Annotated in this window: 17 protein-coding genes, 1 tRNA gene and 1 pseudogene; 9 read left to right on the plus strand and 10 right to left on the minus strand. The window is 63.5% G+C overall.

Features of this window, described 5'->3' with window-relative positions:
• Window positions 1-14: 14 nt before the first annotated feature.
• The 3 genes from C0456_RS07975 to C0456_RS07980 all read right to left on the minus strand — a co-directional run bounded on the left by C0456_RS07975 (window position 15) and on the right by C0456_RS07980 (window position 1134).
• On the minus strand, window positions 15-464 hold the full coding sequence (locus tag C0456_RS07975; protein ID WP_158085768.1) for a DUF2285 domain-containing protein: 450 nt from the start codon (window positions 462-464) through the stop codon (window positions 15-17).
• Window positions 388-729 (minus strand): DUF6499 domain-containing protein, encoded by a 342-nt coding sequence (locus C0456_RS20910; protein WP_366080137.1) that lies wholly within the window; start codon window positions 727-729, stop codon window positions 388-390. The genes C0456_RS07975 and C0456_RS20910 overlap by 77 nt, the downstream gene beginning before the upstream one ends.
• Window positions 730-858: 129 nt before the next feature.
• The gene (locus C0456_RS07980; RefSeq protein ID WP_009802160.1) at window positions 859-1134 is read right to left on the minus strand and encodes a DUF2285 domain-containing protein; all 276 of its coding nucleotides are present in this window, start codon (window positions 1132-1134) and stop codon (window positions 859-861) included.
• Window positions 1135-1304: 170 nt separating this feature from the next.
• Between C0456_RS07980 and C0456_RS07985 the strand changes: the two genes are divergently transcribed.
• Complete coding sequence (locus C0456_RS07985; protein WP_009802161.1) at window positions 1305-1532, plus strand: helix-turn-helix transcriptional regulator; 228 nt, start codon at window positions 1305-1307, stop codon at window positions 1530-1532.
• Window positions 1533-1574: 42 nt separating this feature from the next.
• Here the strand turns inward: C0456_RS07985 and C0456_RS07990 are convergent, their stop codons facing one another.
• The 6 genes from C0456_RS07990 to C0456_RS08015 all read right to left on the minus strand — a co-directional run bounded on the left by C0456_RS07990 (window position 1575) and on the right by C0456_RS08015 (window position 8802).
• A complete protein-coding gene (locus tag C0456_RS07990; protein ID WP_009802162.1) occupies window positions 1575-1907 on the minus strand; it encodes a DUF736 domain-containing protein in 333 nt (110 codons plus the stop codon).
• Window positions 1908-2464: 557 nt separating this feature from the next.
• The gene (locus tag C0456_RS07995) at window positions 2465-2908 is read right to left on the minus strand and encodes a hypothetical protein (RefSeq protein WP_009802164.1); all 444 of its coding nucleotides are present in this window, start codon (window positions 2906-2908) and stop codon (window positions 2465-2467) included.
• A 121-nt stretch (window positions 2909-3029) separates the two neighbouring features.
• Complete coding sequence (locus C0456_RS08000; protein ID WP_009802165.1) at window positions 3030-3968, minus strand: DUF2493 domain-containing protein; 939 nt, start codon at window positions 3966-3968, stop codon at window positions 3030-3032.
• A gap of 316 nt (window positions 3969-4284) precedes the next feature.
• Complete coding sequence (locus C0456_RS08005; RefSeq protein ID WP_040613343.1) at window positions 4285-5325, minus strand: toprim domain-containing protein; 1041 nt, start codon at window positions 5323-5325, stop codon at window positions 4285-4287.
• A 96-nt stretch (window positions 5326-5421) separates the two neighbouring features.
• On the minus strand, window positions 5422-7479 hold the full coding sequence (locus C0456_RS08010) for a ParB/RepB/Spo0J family partition protein (RefSeq protein ID WP_112062389.1): 2058 nt from the start codon (window positions 7477-7479) through the stop codon (window positions 5422-5424).
• 126 nt (window positions 7480-7605) lie between these two features.
• A complete protein-coding gene (locus tag C0456_RS08015; RefSeq protein ID WP_009802168.1) occupies window positions 7606-8802 on the minus strand; it encodes a hypothetical protein in 1197 nt (398 codons plus the stop codon).
• 220 nt (window positions 8803-9022) lie between these two features.
• On the opposite strand from C0456_RS08015, the gene C0456_RS08020 reads away from it, so the two are divergent.
• The 4 genes and pseudogenes from C0456_RS08020 to C0456_RS20915 all read left to right on the plus strand — a co-directional run.
• The gene (locus tag C0456_RS08020) at window positions 9023-9301 is read left to right on the plus strand and encodes a hypothetical protein (protein ID WP_206740500.1); all 279 of its coding nucleotides are present in this window, start codon (window positions 9023-9025) and stop codon (window positions 9299-9301) included.
• A complete protein-coding gene (locus tag C0456_RS08025; protein WP_009802169.1) occupies window positions 9298-9657 on the plus strand; it encodes a DUF6516 family protein in 360 nt (119 codons plus the stop codon). Before C0456_RS08020 ends, C0456_RS08025 begins: the two co-directional genes overlap by 4 nt.
• Window positions 9654-10046 carry a helix-turn-helix domain-containing protein gene (locus tag C0456_RS08030; RefSeq protein WP_009802170.1) on the plus strand — a complete coding sequence of 131 codons (393 nt, stop codon included), beginning with the start codon at window positions 9654-9656 and terminating at the stop codon, window positions 10044-10046. The genes C0456_RS08025 and C0456_RS08030 overlap by 4 nt, the downstream gene beginning before the upstream one ends.
• A pseudogene (locus C0456_RS20915) lies at window positions 10043-11689 on the plus strand (recombinase family protein); the annotation flags it as partial. The gene C0456_RS08030 and the pseudogene C0456_RS20915, both read left to right, overlap by 4 nt.
• On the opposite strand, the gene C0456_RS08040 reads toward C0456_RS20915, so the two are convergent.
• Window positions 11660-11749: transfer RNA gene (locus C0456_RS08040), tRNA-Ser, on the minus strand. The pseudogene C0456_RS20915 and the gene C0456_RS08040 sit on opposite strands and share 30 nt — an antisense overlap.
• A gap of 210 nt (window positions 11750-11959) precedes the next feature.
• On the opposite strand from C0456_RS08040, the gene C0456_RS08045 reads away from it, so the two are divergent.
• The 4 genes from C0456_RS08045 to C0456_RS08060 all read left to right on the plus strand — a co-directional run bounded on the left by C0456_RS08045 (window position 11960) and on the right by C0456_RS08060 (window position 16066).
• Window positions 11960-13210: an SPOR domain-containing protein gene (locus C0456_RS08045; RefSeq protein ID WP_291050348.1), complete on the plus strand. Its 1251-nt coding sequence runs from the start codon at window positions 11960-11962 to the stop codon at window positions 13208-13210.
• A gap of 117 nt (window positions 13211-13327) precedes the next feature.
• On the plus strand, window positions 13328-14482 hold the full coding sequence (locus tag C0456_RS08050) for a D-alanyl-D-alanine carboxypeptidase family protein (protein ID WP_291050350.1): 1155 nt from the start codon (window positions 13328-13330) through the stop codon (window positions 14480-14482).
• Entirely contained in the window at window positions 14475-15134 is a 660-nt protein-coding gene (tmk, locus tag C0456_RS08055) for a dTMP kinase (protein WP_291050352.1), read from the plus strand. Before C0456_RS08050 ends, tmk begins: the two co-directional genes overlap by 8 nt.
• The gene (locus C0456_RS08060) at window positions 15131-16066 is read left to right on the plus strand and encodes a hypothetical protein (protein ID WP_291050354.1); all 936 of its coding nucleotides are present in this window, start codon (window positions 15131-15133) and stop codon (window positions 16064-16066) included. The genes tmk and C0456_RS08060 overlap by 4 nt, the downstream gene beginning before the upstream one ends.
• Window positions 16067-16068: the final 2 nt, after the last annotated feature.

Genomic DNA, 16068 nt, shown 5'->3' on the forward strand with positions numbered 1-16068 from the left:
CAATTTTCCTGCCCCTACCGAGATTGCCCTTTCAGCAAATTCCTGTACCCATGATCGATCATCATTCGTCCGTAGGCAGCAAGGCGGGCGATTTGAGCCTTTAGCGAACTGGTCTTCCATGGCTCAGCGGACACGCGGGCGGCTCCAAAAAAGACTGTGGCGACGGCGCGATAACTGGCCCCGCGCTGGCGGCCGTCGATTGTTCGCAGGGCTCGTTTCAGGCGTTCGCGTCGCTGTCGCGTGATAGGCGGATGCAGGTCGCGCTCCACAAGTTGGTGATATAGGCGATCAGCGGCGGCTAGCCGAACTGCCCAGTCGTCATCTAGCGGAAGTAGCAGGCCAACGGGGCGATCACTGAGCAAATTACCAACGAGATTAACGCCGTTTTTAAGCCGAACCCAAGAAATCCCGTCGTCGTCGATCTTCTGATATGCGATGCGCGCGGCTGGATTGGCAGAGGTCAAGCCCACGTCCGGAAGAGCATCGATCAGTTGAACGACGGCGGGTGCTGCGGTTGGAAGCCAGAAAATCGGAGCGCTGAGTGCGTTGAGCTGTGGGTTTACAGCGAAATCGTAACCCCCAGTCTGCTGGAGCGCCGCCGCCCTCCCGCATTAGCTCGTAGTCATCACGATAGCGCGAGTTCCGACGAAGGCATTCCCAAGCGAGCCCGGAGACACCGAGATCATCGAAGTGATCATACTGCTTGTCGTCGCGCCAATCTGACGGCATTGCGAAATCCTCCCAATCGCAAACTGGCGCATGGAATTGCGTCAGTCAGTCGGGATATTACGCTTTATACCAGCGGTTGCGCTGTGTGGCCACTGGCGTCGTCTTTTACGCATGGTGCCCGCACGCCGATCAACCTGCGGGAAGACCATTCTTGAGAAGATCTCGGTAGCCTTGTTCGGTCATCCAACGAGCGCGGGATAGATGACTGTCGTGGACCTGGCGCGCACGTTCCGGCTCCTTGTTGGCGTCGATACCGAGCAAGAGCGACGCCACATCTTCAAGCGTTGCACCGGCCTCACTTGCATCGAGCAGGCGCATATAGAGCTTCAGGTGATTGCGATCATAGACCGTCACAGCCGCATCGTTCGGTGGCGCGTCGGCGATCCTGTGCTGTCTCGAGGGCATGCGAAATCCTTGCAAGTTGGCCCATATTATTAATGAACTGGAAACCATAACCTAGCAAGCGCAGGCGGCGCAAACGTCGCCGGGTTGGTTGCAGCTTCGTGGCGGCCGCGTCGTTCGCCGCGTATTATAGTGCGTCGCATTAAAATACGCGATCCGCATTTTACTGGCGGATGGATATTCGGGAAGTATTTGGCGCGAACCTTCAGTATTTTAGGGAAAAAGCCGGCCTCAGCCAGGCCGCTCTGGCGGATAGGATGGGCGTTGACCGCGCTCATATAAGCGCGATGGAACGCGGGCAGCAGAACGTCACTATCATCACCCTCTGGCACGTGGCCGAGGCACTTGACGTCAAACCGGCCGAACTCTTGGACGATCAGCGGAAAAGCCGAGAGGCATGATGGCAGCCCCGCCTGGGAAGACCGGGCGGGGCTGTCGGGGCGTCAATCGCCGCTCTGGCGGCGTGACCGCGACCAGATAAGGCTGTAGCTCTCTTCGCCTTCGATGACGGTGTCGTCGAAGAGGTTGGCGTAGATCGGAGCGGTGAAACTCGGATCGTCGAGCTTGAGGCTCAGATAGTCGCGGCCCTCATTCGAGCGCTTGGACCAGGCGGCGCCGATCTCGACTCGGCCGACGAAGACGCGGTGGCTGGGTGCGTTGTCGTTCGCGCGATCCTCTTCCGGGATGATCCTTACATTCTTCGCTTGAACGCTGAGGGTGACGATTTCGCCGACGTACTCGTTGGCGGACTTCTTGAAGGTTCCGATGGTGGCCATGTCAGTTCTCCTTTTGGCTTTCGAGCCCGCGCCCGTCGCGGCCTCGATGGAGATCGACAAGGCCGGGACGACCGCCGACGCAGTCCGGAGGACCCGGAGCGTATGCGGAGGACAGCGGAGACGGAGTTTCTTGTTTCGCGAGGAATGGGCGTAGCCCAGGGGAAGAAAGTTCGGCTCCGCCGTTGCGGCCAAGGCGGTCGAGGCGTCAGCCGATACCGGCCAGATCAGTCCATGAGAGGCCGTGTCGGGCGTGGGTGATGAGGCTCAGGAGAAGTTCGTCACCGGCCAGCGCGACAGTCGAAAAACGCCGGCAACGAGCGTAGGCGATGAGCGATCGACATCGTTTCAGAGAAAAAGTTAAAACCACGCCGGATAGATTTGAACGAGACCGCTCCATTCTGACCTTGCGCGCCAAGGGCCGGATTGGGCATGTTCCTTCAACGCACGAAAGTGGCTGCGGAACGTGTCAAGCACGATCCCGGTTTCCACTTATCTGAACCTTAACCGTGGAGTGAATCCCCATTGACGTGAGCGATTTAGCCGTCTGTGGCTGCGTATCAAGCATGATGCGAATTGACACCGCCGGACTGCGTCTCTGGTCCTGCAAGGGATGCGATGCGCACCCATGCTGTCGCGCCGACGATGATTGCACCGATGCTTGCGAAGATGAGGGTCCACGTCTCGCCCGCGCCGCCGGTCTCAGAGAGACCCTTGACCGCGTGAAAACCGGCCAACCCGGCCGGCAAGGCATAGAGCGCGCCGATCGCCAGGCGGATGGTCGGTGACCGTATCGTGGCGAACGCGACTTGCCCGAGGATAAGAGCGACTGCGCCGGCGAATAGTGCGACAGCGATGGCGCCGATCGGCCCCGCGCCGTTTTCAAACGCATAGTAGCCGACAGTAACGGCGACGAAGAACGGAAGCGCATAGACGGCCAGGCTGAATAACAGCCAGCAGAGAAAGCCGAGGCCGACAACGCTCAGCAATGCGGACAGAAACATGGGCGGTCTCCTTCATGGATGGAGCGCCTCCACCAACCGCCACGGCGCTTTTCGAAGTATAGCGCAAAGCAGCGCACGCCGAAACCTTCCGGCGCGCGCATCAGGTGATGCATCTCAGGCATCACGCTGCCTGCGCTTTGTTGTTCTTCGGCCTGAAATCGAAGAGCGGGACGCCGAGCTTTTTGGCCTTGTCTGCCAGATTGTCCGTAATTCCCGACCCCGGAAAGAGGATGAGGCCGATGGGCATCGCCTCAAGAAGCGCGTCGTTGCGCTTGAACGGCGCCGCCTTGCCGTGGCGCTTCCAGTCCGGCTTGAAGACGATTTGCTGGCATTTGCGGTTATCGGCCCAGCACGCGGCGATCTTCTCGGCGCCTTTGGGCGATCCGCCATGCAGGAGCACCATGTCGGCGTGCTTGGCCTTCACACGGTCCAGCGCATCCCAGATCGCCCGATGGTCGGTGACGTCCAGTCCGCCGGAGAACGCAACCCGTGGTCCGCTTGGCAGGAGGGGTTCGATCTCCGCGCGCCGCTTCGCCGAGAGATAGTCGCGGCTGTCGATCATGGCCGCCGTCAGCGTCCGGTGACTGATCCGTGATCCCGAGTGCGGTCGCCAGGTCTGACCGATATGGGTCTCGAAGTGGTCGGCGGCGATATCGCGCATGAGCTCGTAAGCGTTGCGCCGCTCGATCAGCGTGGTTCCTTGCGCCGTCAGGGCTTCAAGTTCGACCGAGCGAATTTCCGACCCGTCCTGTTCGCGCTGCGAGCGTTTCTGGGCCTGCTCATTGTCGTCCAGGTCGCGGTCGACGCGGGCCGCTGTGCGATGAAACAGGTTGGTCACGGACCAGAGCAGGTCTTCGAGATCCGGTTCGAGACGCGTGTCTTCCAGCGTGGCGGCGAGCGCGTCGAAGATGTCGGCTATCGCACCCTGGAGGGCGTCGGCTTCGGGCAAGGGTCTCGGGTCGGGTTCGTCGGCGAAAGGCCGATAGCCATAAAGCTGCAATTCTTCGAGTACGGCCGCGGTTGCGGAGCTGGCCATTGGTTCGGTGGTCTCGGCGGTCATGGGATCGTCTCCTGTTCGGCATGAGCCGCGCCTCTCGCGGCCTTCCCGAGCGACGGGAAAGCGGGGGCTGTCCGGGACTGCACCGCCACGGCGGCCGAAGCCAGAGGCGGAGGACGGCGAAGGCGGCGCTCTTTTGTTTCGCGATGCAAAGCCGGGCCATTACGCCCGGCGGCGGAAAAGAGTGTCGCCGTAGCCGTTGCCGGCCCGGCCAGTCTCCGCTCCGTCTCGCTCCTCTCGGAAGGCCGAAGGCGAGGCTCTCCAATTAGGAGGTGATCTGACGATAGCGACCAGACTAATGACGGGCCTGCTCAGCCGCTCAGTGTTCGTCGGAAAGCAGCCGTGAGAAATCGGCCGTGGCCAGTTGCTGACCCAGATGCGTCCTTAGGTCGTCCCGTCCGAGCTTGCGGAGGTCTTCGTTGAAGTCGCCGCCAAGAGAAATAAGCCGGATCGTTTCGATACCGACGGCTCCTGCGCGTTTGATCAGATTGGCGGTGGCCATGTCGCCTGCTTCGTCGGCGTCGGCAGCGATGTAGAGACGCTGAAGCCCGGTCGGCAGGATCAGCGCGGCGAGATGATTGGCCGATAACGCGGATATGACGGGCATGTTGGGCAACGCCATGCGCACGGAGAGCGTGCTTTCCAGCCCTTCGCCAGCAGCGAGGATGTCGCTCGCAGTTCCGATCCGCACGCCATGGCCGAGCAGGTTCCCCATCGCCTTGCGTGATGGATCGAGGGGCGCCTTGCGAGCCGTCGCCGGATCGAGCCATGTGCGGTGAACGCCGGTGAGATTGCCGTTCACGTCCGTGACCTTGGCGAGCAATGCAGGCCAGGTCTCCGGTGGGGTGTCCTTGGGCTGACCTTCTCGCCAATAGTAGCAGCACGGATGAAATCGCAGCGCTGGCGCGTCGCCAAGCCCGGAAAGACCGCGTCGACGAAGATAGCGCTCGGCGAGCGTTCCACCGACCGGTCTTCCCATGGCGAAGAGGCGCCGTGCAGCCTCCGGCGATCCGGTGGGCGCGGATTGACGCTCACGTTGTGGCGGTTCGGGGCGTGGCAAGCTCAGGAATCGTCGCGCCTCATCGAGCGTCTCGCCGAAGGATTGCAAATGATGCGCAGCGGCAATGAGGTCTAGCAGGTCGCCATGTTCGCCTGTGGCGGCGTCTGCCCATTTGCCGGCAGCGCCCGGACCGTGGGCTGGTCCCGTCAGGCGAACATAAAGACTGCGTCCGGGCGTGTTCTCGATGTCGCCGACGATCCAGTAGCGGCCCTGCTTGCGACCGTTGGAGAGGTAATGGCGGCAGACGGCCTCCGCCTCGCGGCCGAGCCGTCGTGCGATTTCGGATGCTGCGCTGTTCATTTGCGCCTCCATGGTGAGAGCAAAAAAGAAGGAGCCCGCCACATTGGGCGGGCTCCAGGGGCGGCTGCGGGAGCCGTTGGGGGGCTTGGCTCCCGGTCACTCGGCCGCAGTGGCGAAGGCGTTGCCGGTGACAGGTTCATCATCGGTGATGACGGCGTAATCGCCCATGGCCGGTTCGCCGCCGTTATCCGCCGATTGCGCTTCGCTGTCGGGAAGAGCCGGCATGCGCAGCACTTCGGGCAACCAACCGGTTCCTTCGAGAAGCTCTTCGGCAGCCGCGACCATGTCCGGTTTCTTGAGGCCGGCGATGCGGTCGGATGCATTCTCGCCCTTCGCTTCGCGCACGGCCTCCAGAATGCGGGCCTTGGTGACGCGAGCGAGATAGCTCTCGCCCGTCGGCGCCCAGCCCGTCGCCGCCATGTCGAGCCCGAGCGTCGCCGCCAGCACATCGGCATGGGCGAGCGCCCGCGGACGGCGGTTGTACGGTTCCTGGACGGCGTTGACGGTCATGGCGACGCAATGCGCGAACAGCGCCTCGCGGCTATCGTTGTCGAACCCGACCAGCGCCTCCCACAGATCCTCAGGCGCTTTCGGCAGCGCCCCTAGCCAGCTCGTCGTGCGATCGTCGATGCTGAGCGCGTAAGCCGTGTCGCCAAGGCCCGGCGCCTGGGCGCCGAAACCGGCGCTGTGCGGGGTGATCTCGACGCAGCTATCCAGCGGATAGTGGTAGAAGAGCCGCAGCGCCATCGCGTGCAAGGCGGCGAGGAACGCCGTCTGCGGATCGTTGGCAAGCGCGTCGCGCAGAGCGAGCGTGCGATGCGCCGTCAATTCCATGACGAGGCGGTCGGAGAGAGGCTTCAGGCCATCGTCTTCCTCTTCCGCCTCGTCGCTGGCATCAGGGGGCGTAGCGTCGTCGACGTCCTCCTCGTCAGACGCGTCGATCCCATCGACCTCGTCCTGTCCGTCGGATTCGACGGAAGGTTCATCCTCGGGGCGGACATAGCCGCGCTCGACACGCAGGCGGCCGTCATGGCCGATGCTGACGAAGACGCCGGCCACGGCGATTTCATCCGGCTCGAAGCGGACGGGACGCTCCTGCAAGGCTTCCATCGCCGTTTCGATCTCGCCGAGCCGGGTGTCGATATCTTCCGGGAACTCCTCGGCGTCGGCGTAATCGTCCTCAAGCTGATCGTATTCGGCTTTCAGTGCGTGGAAGTTCGCGATCTCGTCCTCGCTCATCGGCTCGGTCTCGCCGATGATCCGGCGCAGACCGTAGGTATGGCCGTAGGGAAAGTCCGTGCCGATCTCGATCCATTTCCAGCCCTCGGCGCGGATCGCTTCCGCATGGGTTTCGAGCTTTTCATCGACGAGTTTCGCAAGCAGGCCAGCGTCATGGAGCCATCCGCCGTCGTCGGATTGGAAGAGATCGCGAAGGATGGCGCCGCCGGCCACCTCATAGGCGTCGAGCCCGACGAACTGCGCCCGCCGGTCGGAGGCGCGCACGGCGCCTTCGGTCAGCATGCGGCGGATTTCATAGGGCTGTTTCGCATAAGTCCGTTTGATCGACTCCCAGACCTGTTCCTGGCGCTCATGGTCGGGATTGACCGTGAAGGCCATGAGTTGGTCGAGGGTCAGTTCCTCCTCGGCATAGGCGTGGAGAAGCGATGGCGCGATAGCGGCGAGCTTGAGCCGCTGCTTGACGACGTTCGCCGAGACGAAGAAGGCCGCCGCGATCTCTTCCTCGCTCTTGCCTTTCTCGCGCATCGCCTGGAAGGCGCGGAACTGGTCGAGCGGATGAAGCGGCGCACGCTGAACATTCTCGGCGAGACTGTCTTCTTCGGCGAGGCCGTCCGTGCGCACGATGCAGGGCACGGGCGCCGTGCGGTTCAGACGCTTCTGCTTGACCAGCAGTTCGAGCGCCCGGTAGCGGCGTCCGCCGGCCGGGATCTCGAACATGCCGGTTTCAGCGCCGTCCTCATCCAGCACCGGCCGGACGGTGATCGAGGACAGAAGCGTGCGCCGGGCGATGTCTTCGGCGAGCTCGTCGATCGAGACGCCGGCCTTGACGCGGCGGACATTGGACTGGCTGAGCACCAGCTTGTTGAAGGGGATGTCGCGCGAGGCGCTGAGGGTGATTTTCTGAGACTTGGTCATGTCAGTTCTCCGTGGGCGGGCTGGCCGAAAGCCTCTCTCTCGACCTCCAAACCCGTCACGGAGAACCCGGCCCGCCTCTTCCTCTTGAGGAAGCGACGGACCGGAAAGGCGGAGCGCCGGCCGCAGCTACGCCGCGCGCTCGAGGAGCTTCTTCGCCTTGCCCTCCATTTCGAGCCGGGTGTCCTGCTGCGGCTTCGACCGGGCGACGGCGGTGATGCCCTGCACGAAATCGAATACGGACTCCGGCGGCCGACCTTCTTCGGCGAGGACTGTCTCGACGATTCTGGCCGTCTCCGCCTTGGAGAAGCCCCGTTTGCGGAGGAAGTCGGTGCGGTCATCGTCGCTGTGGGCGACGATGCGCTCGCGCGCTGCTCGAATGCCTTCGACGAAGGGTCGCGGCGAGGAGTCAGCGAAGCGGGTCAGCGCCGGCGCCGCCTCGTGCGCGAAGCGATTGGCGGCGTATTTGGAATGTCGGATGCTAATTTCCTGGAAGTCCTCAACGCCCCAGAGATTGCGGTTCTGGCAGACGGCGCGCAGATAGAAACTGGCGATGCCGAGCGTCTTCGCGCCGACTTCAGAATTCCAGCAATAGAAGCCCCGGAAATAGAGATCGGGAGATCCGTCGGACAGCTTGCCCGCCTCGATCGGGTTCATGTCGTCGACCAGGAAGAGGAAGACGTCTCGGTCGGAGGCGTAGAGCGTGGTCGTGTCCTTGGTGATGTCGACCATCGGATTGTAGACGCCGCTCGACCAGTCGAGCGTGCCGGGCACTTTCCAGCGCGTATCGCCAGTTCCGTTCCCCGCGATCTTCTGCACGGCCGCCACGAGTTCGTGGTCGTAGATGCGGCCATAATCCGGGCCGGTGACGGCGCGCAGTTCCGTGCGCCCGTCTTCGGTTTCCAGCGTCTTGATCTGCTCGGCTCGGTGCGAGGTGAGCCCGTATTGCAGGTTGATGCCCGCAAGCGGCGCCGGGAGCTGGCGCAGATAGGCCGCCGGCGCGCTGACTAGGCTGGCGAGCTGGCCGAAGCTCCAATGGGTCGGCGCGACCGGCGCCTCGGCGTCGGGCAGGATGAGCGCCAGGTTTTCCGGATCGTCGCGATGGGCTTCAACGCGGATCGCCGCGCTCTCGACTGTCCGCGTGCGGCTGCGCTCGGCGCGGCCCTTCACCGACGCGTAGAGCTCCGACAGGGACAGATAGCGCTCGTCATTCGGCCGGGAAAACCATTCCGAGGAGACGCGGCCGATCCGCTCTCCGCGCGAGATATCGACTTTGTAGCCGCCGCTCGCGTCGCGCCGGCCGTCCAGGGTTTCAAGGTTGGTCATGGGTCAATCTCCGCGACAGGTCGGCCGAGAGCCTCTCTCTCGACCTCCAAACCCGTCACGGCGAAAGCCGCCGAACTCTTACTCTTTATCGGGGAACATGTTCGTCTTGATTGGCCAGGCATTTGGCGCAGCACCGCCGAACACCTGTCTTCGCCGCCATTGACGCTTCACCCGGATGCGGAGCATTTCTCCGCGTACTACGGGGCGGCACAGTCGCTTCATGTCCAATTCCGTACCCAAACGCCGGCAGCGTTCGCGCGCGGCAAAAATTGATCTTTACGACTACGCGCAGATTCCGGAACCGAAGCCGCGTGGACGTCCCGAACCAGAGTTGACCGACTGGCGCGTCACCGATGAGTGGCTGAAGCGCGTGCCGGTCACTTCGTCCGAAGTGGATGTGTTTGAGGCCTGGTTCGGTGATCTGTTCGACGATTTGTTCGGCCCCTTGGGTTCGGTTGGCTCCTTGACAAAGTTATCATCTAAAGATAACCTAATATGACAGAGGAGACATACGATCCGAGCCTTGACGCCTTGCTCGATCTCGATGGCCAGGTGCTCGTCATCGACCCTGCGGGCAGGCATTGGGTGAAGTTCGTCGTTACGCGCGTGCCCGTTAGCCCGGAGAAGCCCCATGGGCTCGACTATTCGCTGACGCTGCACGGACCTGACGGCGAGCGGCTTGTCGGCTTCGACAATGCTCATCCTGTCGGCCGCCGCAAACGCGGAGAACCGCAGGATCACCGCCACCGGCTCCGGACCGTGCGTCCCTATGACTATCAGGATGCCGCGAGCCTGATCGTCGATTTCTGGGAGACGGTGGATGCAGTGTTAAAGGAGCGAGGCGTACTGCAATGACGACGTTGAAGATCGGCATCGCCGATTATGAGGAGATGAAGGCCCGCACCATGCGGATCGCCCGCGGCGAGCAAAAGCCGGGGCCGGACGATCCGAAGGTATGGTTCACATCGACCGAGTCCTTTGCCCAGGTGCTGTCAGCCGGTAATCGCGAACTGTTGCGGACCATCGCCGAACGCGCACCGGCTTCGCTTGACGAGTTGGCGGAGATGACTGGGCGCGCCAAATCGAACTTGTCGCGAACGCTGAAGAAGATGGCCGAATACGGTTTGGTCGAGATGGAACCGGAAGGGCGCCGGCGGCGTCCGCGAGTCCTCTACGACCGTGTTTCGCTTGATCTGACGTTGACCGGCGAGGAATGGCGAAAGGCAGCGGGAGGCGCATCATGAACGCACCGCAAAACGCCGTGAAGCTCCGCGCCGCGCTTTACCTGCGCGTCTCGACGACGCGGCAGGCCGAGCATGACGTCTCGATCCCTGACCAGAAACGCCAGGGCGAAGCGTGGTGCGAGGCGCGCGGCTACGAACTCGTCGAGACCTATGTGGAGCCAGGAGCGTCAGCAACGAACGACAAGCGCCCCGAATTCCAGCGCATGATCGAGGCGGGTACGTCCAAGCCCTCAGCCTTCGACATCGTGGTCGTCCACTCATTCAGCCGTTTCTTCCGCGACCATTTCGAGCTGGAGTTCTACGTCCGGAAGCTCGCCAAGAACGGCGTCAAGCTCGTCTCCATCACCCAGGAGATGGGCGACGATCCCATGCACGTCATGATGCGCCAGATCATGGCGCTGTTCGATGAATATCAGTCCAAGGAGAACGCCAAGCACGTCCTGCGCGCGCTCAAGGAAAACGCCCGCCAGGGCTTCTGGAACGGCTCGCGCCCGCCCGTCGGCTATCGCGTGGTCGCGGCCGAACAGCGCGGCGCCAAGACCAAGAAGAAACTGGAGATCGATCCGCTGCACGCCGACACGATCCGGCTGATCTATCGCCTCGCCCTGGAAGGGGACGGAACGCGCGGGGCCATGGGCGTCAAAGCGATCGCCACGCATCTCAATGGCAGGGGCATCTTCACGCGAGACGGCGGCCGCTGGGGCATCGGACAGGTTCATCGCATCCTGACCCGGCGGACCTATATCGGCGAGCATCAATGGGGCAAGCATCGCAAGAACAAGGAGCCGACCAAGCCGGAAGACCTGGTGACGGTTCCGGTTCCGCCGATCATAGACCGCAAGACCTTCGACGCCGTGCAGAAGCTGATGCAGGCGCGCAATCCCAAGGTCGCGCCGCCACGCGTAGTGACAGGACCAACCTTGCTGACGGGGATCTGCTTTTGCGGCAAGTGCGGCGGCGCCATGACCATCCGCACTGGCAAGAGCGGGCGTTACCGCTACTACGCCTGCTCGATCAAGGCGCGTCAGGGCGAGACTGGCTGCAAGGGCCGGACAATCCCGATGGATAAGCTCGATACGCTGGTTGCTCAGCATCTGGAGGAGCGTCTGCTGACGTCTGATCGGCTGGAAGAGGTTCTCGTCGATGTGCTCGACCGACGGCAAGAGCGCGCTGAGCGCCGCCGTGAGCACATCGCCGAACTGAACCGGCGGGCAACGGAATCGGAGCTGCGGCTGAAACGCCTTTACGACGCCATCGAGATCGGCGTCGCCGACCTCGACGATCCGGCGCTGAAAGAGCGCATCGCCGGTCTGAAAGTCCTTCGTGATCAGGCGAAAACCGACGCGGAACGCGCCGAAGCCATGCTCGACAGCGCCACTCATCAGGCCGTCACGCCGGAAATGATCGAGAGATTCGCCGCAGCGGCCCGCGAGAAAATGCGGTTGGAGGGCGGCGGCTATCGGCGCGATCATCTGCGCGCGTTAGCTCAGCGCGTCGAGGTCGACGAGCGCGAAGTGCGCATCATGGGATCGAAGAACGAGCTTCTGAGAACCCTAGCCGCCGCAAATAGCGCAGAATCGGCGGCGAACGGCGTGCCCAGTTTTATACCGAAATGGCGGAGGAGGAGGGATTCGAACCCCCGGAGCCCGCGAAGGCTCAACGGTTTTCAAGACCGCCGCATTAAACCACTCTGCCACTCCTCCGGGCCGGTGCTGTTTCCCCGAAGCCTGCCGGGAAGGCAAGAGGGGAAGGGTGCCAAAACTGTTACTGCGCGCTTAATCCGGCGTGTTGGATTACCTGCCGGCGTTGACGGGGATTCCACCAACCCATGGTAAATACCATCCTGAAAGCGGCAGAAGCCGCCCGGACCACCGAATGTGATCCGGTACTCAGAATGAGGAGATTTGCGGCCCATGCCGTTCCAGCGTTCGACTTTTGTGAGCCGTTCCAAGGTTGCCCTTTCCGTTCTTGCCTTTGCCTGCGCTTTTGGCGCGACGGCAGAAGCAGGGCCGCGTGTCGCGCCTATCGTCTACAAGAACGATGCGATGAACGCGCCGGCGCCCGCCACCTATCGCGTTGCGCAGGCGCCGGCCGCTCCCGCGCCGCTGGCCCGCCCGCAAGCCAGCTCTGCCCCGATCGACAAGGCGACTGCCCGCATTGAGTTCCGCTATCCGGACTCCCAGCCTGCAGCACAGGTGCGTACCGCTTCGACCACCGTTGCGCCCCTGGCCGGGCCAACGCGTGAGAGCGCACTGACCGAGGCGCCGCAGATGCTTGTGCCGACCCGTCCGGTCGTTGAAAGCGCATCGCTTCAGGCGATGCCTGAGCCGGCCGGGCAGGGGATGGCTTACACCCAGCCTGCACCTGTCATTGCGCCACCCACTGCCCCTGCCGCCGCCAATGGCGAGTTCGTCGAAACCGGCCTAGCGATTGTGTATGGCGAAGAATTCGCGGGCCTGCCCACGGCCAATGGCGAACTTTTCAGCCAGGCTGAAATGACGGCGGCCCACCCCAGCCTGCCGCTGCCGAGCCTTGTGCATGTGACCAATCTGGATACCGGCCGCGAAGTTGTGGTGCGTGTGAATGATCGTGGGCCGTTTGAGGACGGCGCCAACCTGCAGCTGTCGCGCAAGGCCGCCGAAGCGCTCGGCATGAACGCAGCCGGGAAGGGCAATGTGCGTCTGCGTTATCTCAGCCCCGCGCCTGTGCTGGCGGCCCAGGCCGTTTCGCAGACTTTGGGCGCGCCTGCTCCCGTTCTGCCGCCGGTGAAGACGCCAGCTGCCCAGCCCGCCGCAACGAAAATGGCATCGGCCGCTCCGGTTGCTGCAGAAGACGAATTGCTCGGCGGCGGCCCGGCGGGACAAACCCCGCGCCTGATGTCGATGACGGTGGCCCCGCAACCGGTGGCCTACACGGCCCCTGCAGCGGCAACGGGCGGCGTGTTCGTGCAGCTCGCCTCCTTCTCGGACATCGGCAATGCTGAAACGATGCTGCGTCAGGTCGAATCGCGGCTTCCGGTCGAGATTGTGCCCGCCCGTGTCAACGGCGCCGACTTTTTCCGGGTCCGCGTTGGTCCCTTCCAGGATCAGGCCGCCGCCGAACAGGTGCGCGCACGCCTCTATGCCGAGGGCACTGCGGACGGCCGGATCGTCACCGGATACTGAGGAACCGTCAGCCACCCCATTGACGCTGACCACAAACCGGCCCTTTTTCCTGCCTATGCAGTGCAGAAGGCCGCTGAATATCCTGCGGCCGCCAGAACGGCACAGGAGAAAGATATCGTGGTTCCCTTTCGCAAGGTGTTTGCGGCTTTACTGACCCTCGGGGCGCTCAGCAGCGCCAGTGTTTCGGCTCAGATGATCGACACGCCGGCGAGCCATGCGGTGATCATGGATCACGCAACCGGCAAGATCCTCTATTCCAAGAACGGCGACGAGCCGATGACGCCCGCGTCGATGACCAAGATGATGACGGCGTATGTCGTCTTCAAACTGATCGAACGGGGCGAGCTGTCGCTGACGGACAAGTTCACGGTGAGCGAGGATGCCTGGCGCCGGGGCGGCTTCCCTTCCGGCACGTCCACGATGGGCCTGGTGCCCAAGGATACCCCCACCGTCGAGGAGTTGCTGCATGGCGTAATCACCATGTCGGGCAATGATGCCTGCATCGTGCTGGCCGAGGGCATTTCCGGGTCTGAAGAGGCCTTCTCCCGCCGGATGACCGAGATCGCGCATGAGCTGGGGCTCAAATCGGTGAACTTCGTCAATGCGACGGGCCTTGAAGGCGAAGGCCATGTGGTTTCGGCCGAAGACCTTGCCCGCCTGGCGAAGATGACGATTGATGAATATCCCCAGTATTACGAGTGGTATTCGCTGCCCTCCTACACCTGGCGCCAGTACACGCAGGCCAACCGCAATCCGCTGCTTGAAGTTGCCGGGGCTGACGGCCTGAAAACCGGGCATCTTGCCTCTTCCGGCTATGGCCTGACGGCCTCGGCGGTGCGCGATGGCGTGCGCCGCACGATTGTCGTCAACGGCCTGCCCACGATGGCGGCGCGGGCGCGGGAAAGCGAACGCCTGATGCGGGTTGCCTTCCAGAGCTTCGAACTGAAAACGATCGGGCCGGAAACACTGGCGCTGCCGGATGTTGACATCTGGCTGGGCGATAGCCGCACGGTGCCCGTCTCGCTGGCCGAGCCGATCGAAGTGGCCGGCCACAAGGCCGCCTTCTCCAAGGCCAAGGTGGAGATCGTGCTCGACGGCCCGGTCAAGGCGCCGGTGAAGAAGGGCGATCAGATCGGTAAACTGGTAATCACCATGGAGGGCTCCGAGCCCACCGAAGCCCCCATCATCGCTGAGGCGGATGTGAAGAAGCTCGGCTTCGTCGGCATGGCGCTCGAAGGCGTGCGCACGTTCATTTCCAGCGGCGATGAGTGAGCGGCCAGCCGGACATTTCATCACGCTGGAGGGCGGTGAAGGCACCGGAAAGTCAACGCTGGCCAAGGCGCTAGCCCGGAAGCTGGAGGCGGCCGGTATCCAGGCGGTGCTGACCCGTGAACCGGGCGGCACACCGCTGGCGGAAGCCGCGCGCCATCTCCTGCTGCATCCGCCGGAAGGGGAGGCGTGGTCGCCCCTGTCTGAAGCACTGCTGGTCAATGCGGCGCGCCGGGATCATCTGGAAAAGCTGATCCGGCCGGCGCTGGCACGTGGAGACTGGGTGATCTGTGACCGGTTCGCCGATTCCACGCGCGTCTATCAGTCTATCGATGGCGGCGTGGCGCTAAACACCCTGCTCTCGATTGAACGCGAAGTTCTGGGCGATACGATACCCTCGATGACGCTGGTTCTGGATGTATCACTGGACGTTGCGCGTGAGCGGCGGGCTGTGCGCGCCGGGGCGCTCGACGCGTTCGAGCGCAGGCCGGACGCGTTCCATGAGGCGGTTCAGGCGGCCTTCCTGGCAATTGCAAAGGCAGAGCCCGGGCGATGCCGGCTAATTGATGCCGGGCAGACAGCTGAGGAAGTCGCAGAAGCGTCGTGGGCGCATATCCGTTCGCTGATGGATGACCAAGGCAAGGTGTTGCCGTGAGCGCTGCGCTTCCTCTCTTTGGCCATGAAGCGGCGGAGGCGTCCTTTCTCTCCGCCTATCGCAGCGGGCGGCTGCATCATGCCTGGCTTATCGAGGGCCCGTCCGGAATTGGCAAGGCGCGCCTGGCCGAGCGCATCGGCGCTTATCTCCTGGGCGCGCGCGGGCCCGCCTCGGCGCCCTTTGACGCGCCGGCCGATGACGGCGTGATGCGCGCCATTCTTGCTGGCAGCCATCCGGACATGAGCGTCCAGCGGCGCGAACTCAATGACAAGGGCAAGCTGGCGCAGGACATCACGGTGGATCAGATCCGCCAGATGACCCACCATTTCGAGATGAAGCCGGCCATGGGCGGATGGCGCGTCGGCATCGTGGACGCGATTGACGAGGCCAACCGGAACTCCGCCAATGCGCTGCTCAAGACGCTGGAGGAGCCACCGCCGCAGAGCATCCTGCTGCTGGTCAATCACCGGTCCAGACCGATCCTCCCGACGATCCGCTCAAGGTGCCGCGTGTTGCAGCTGTCCATCTTGTCTGAAGAGGACTGCGCGCGGGCGCTGGACGCCGCCGGGGCGCCGGCAGCCGCCCATGGGCTTGCGCGTGGCCGGCCGGGGCTCGGCCTGCGGCTGTCTTCGCCTGCTGCCATCAATGCCGCCAGCGCCGCGCGGGCCTTGATCAAGGGCATGCCGAAGCCATCTGACAAGCTCGTGTCAGCTGCGCTCAGCGCCGCCAGTGACGGGCCGGAAGCGGAGCTGGCTTTCCGCGATGAGGTGCTCGAATGGGTCGCACAGCGCGCCGAGAACGAGCCGCGCGCTGCCAAGGCCTGGCTCGGTCTTGCGCGGCTTTCGGGCGACGCTGAAACCCTGAACATGGACGCGGCGCAGGTCGCCTCCAAGATCATCGCGGCGATGCACGAAGCGGCCGCGGCCAAGTGAAT

It is taken from the genome of Hyphomonas sp. (genome assembly GCF_013823385.1).
Lineage (GTDB): Bacteria > Pseudomonadota > Alphaproteobacteria > Caulobacterales > Hyphomonadaceae > Hyphomonas.

Bases quoted from the DNA above. Each gene is read 5' to 3' on its own strand.
- C0456_RS20910 (WP_366080137.1), bottom strand. From the start codon at position 729: ATGCCGTCAGATTGGCGCGACGACAAGCAGTATGATCACTTCGATGAT.
- C0456_RS07980 (WP_009802160.1), bottom strand. From the start codon at position 1,134: ATGCCCTCGAGACAGCACAGGATCGCCGACGCGCCACCGAACGATGCG.
- C0456_RS07985 (WP_009802161.1), top strand. From the start codon at position 1,305: ATGGATATTCGGGAAGTATTTGGCGCGAACCTTCAGTATTTTAGGGAA.
- C0456_RS07990 (WP_009802162.1), bottom strand. From the start codon at position 1,907: ATGGCCACCATCGGAACCTTCAAGAAGTCCGCCAACGAGTACGTCGGC.
- C0456_RS07995 (WP_009802164.1), bottom strand. From the start codon at position 2,908: ATGTTTCTGTCCGCATTGCTGAGCGTTGTCGGCCTCGGCTTTCTCTGC.
- C0456_RS08000 (WP_009802165.1), bottom strand. From the start codon at position 3,968: ATGACCGCCGAGACCACCGAACCAATGGCCAGCTCCGCAACCGCGGCC.
- C0456_RS08005 (WP_040613343.1), bottom strand. From the start codon at position 5,325: ATGAACAGCGCAGCATCCGAAATCGCACGACGGCTCGGCCGCGAGGCG.
- C0456_RS08010 (WP_112062389.1), bottom strand. From the start codon at position 7,479: ATGACCAAGTCTCAGAAAATCACCCTCAGCGCCTCGCGCGACATCCCC.
- C0456_RS08015 (WP_009802168.1), bottom strand. From the start codon at position 8,802: ATGACCAACCTTGAAACCCTGGACGGCCGGCGCGACGCGAGCGGCGGC.
- C0456_RS08020 (WP_206740500.1), top strand. From the start codon at position 9,023: ATGTCCAATTCCGTACCCAAACGCCGGCAGCGTTCGCGCGCGGCAAAA.
- C0456_RS08025 (WP_009802169.1), top strand. From the start codon at position 9,298: ATGACAGAGGAGACATACGATCCGAGCCTTGACGCCTTGCTCGATCTC.
- C0456_RS08030 (WP_009802170.1), top strand. From the start codon at position 9,654: ATGACGACGTTGAAGATCGGCATCGCCGATTATGAGGAGATGAAGGCC.
- C0456_RS08045 (WP_291050348.1), top strand. From the start codon at position 11,960: ATGCCGTTCCAGCGTTCGACTTTTGTGAGCCGTTCCAAGGTTGCCCTT.
- tmk (WP_291050352.1), top strand. From the start codon at position 14,475: ATGAGTGAGCGGCCAGCCGGACATTTCATCACGCTGGAGGGCGGTGAA.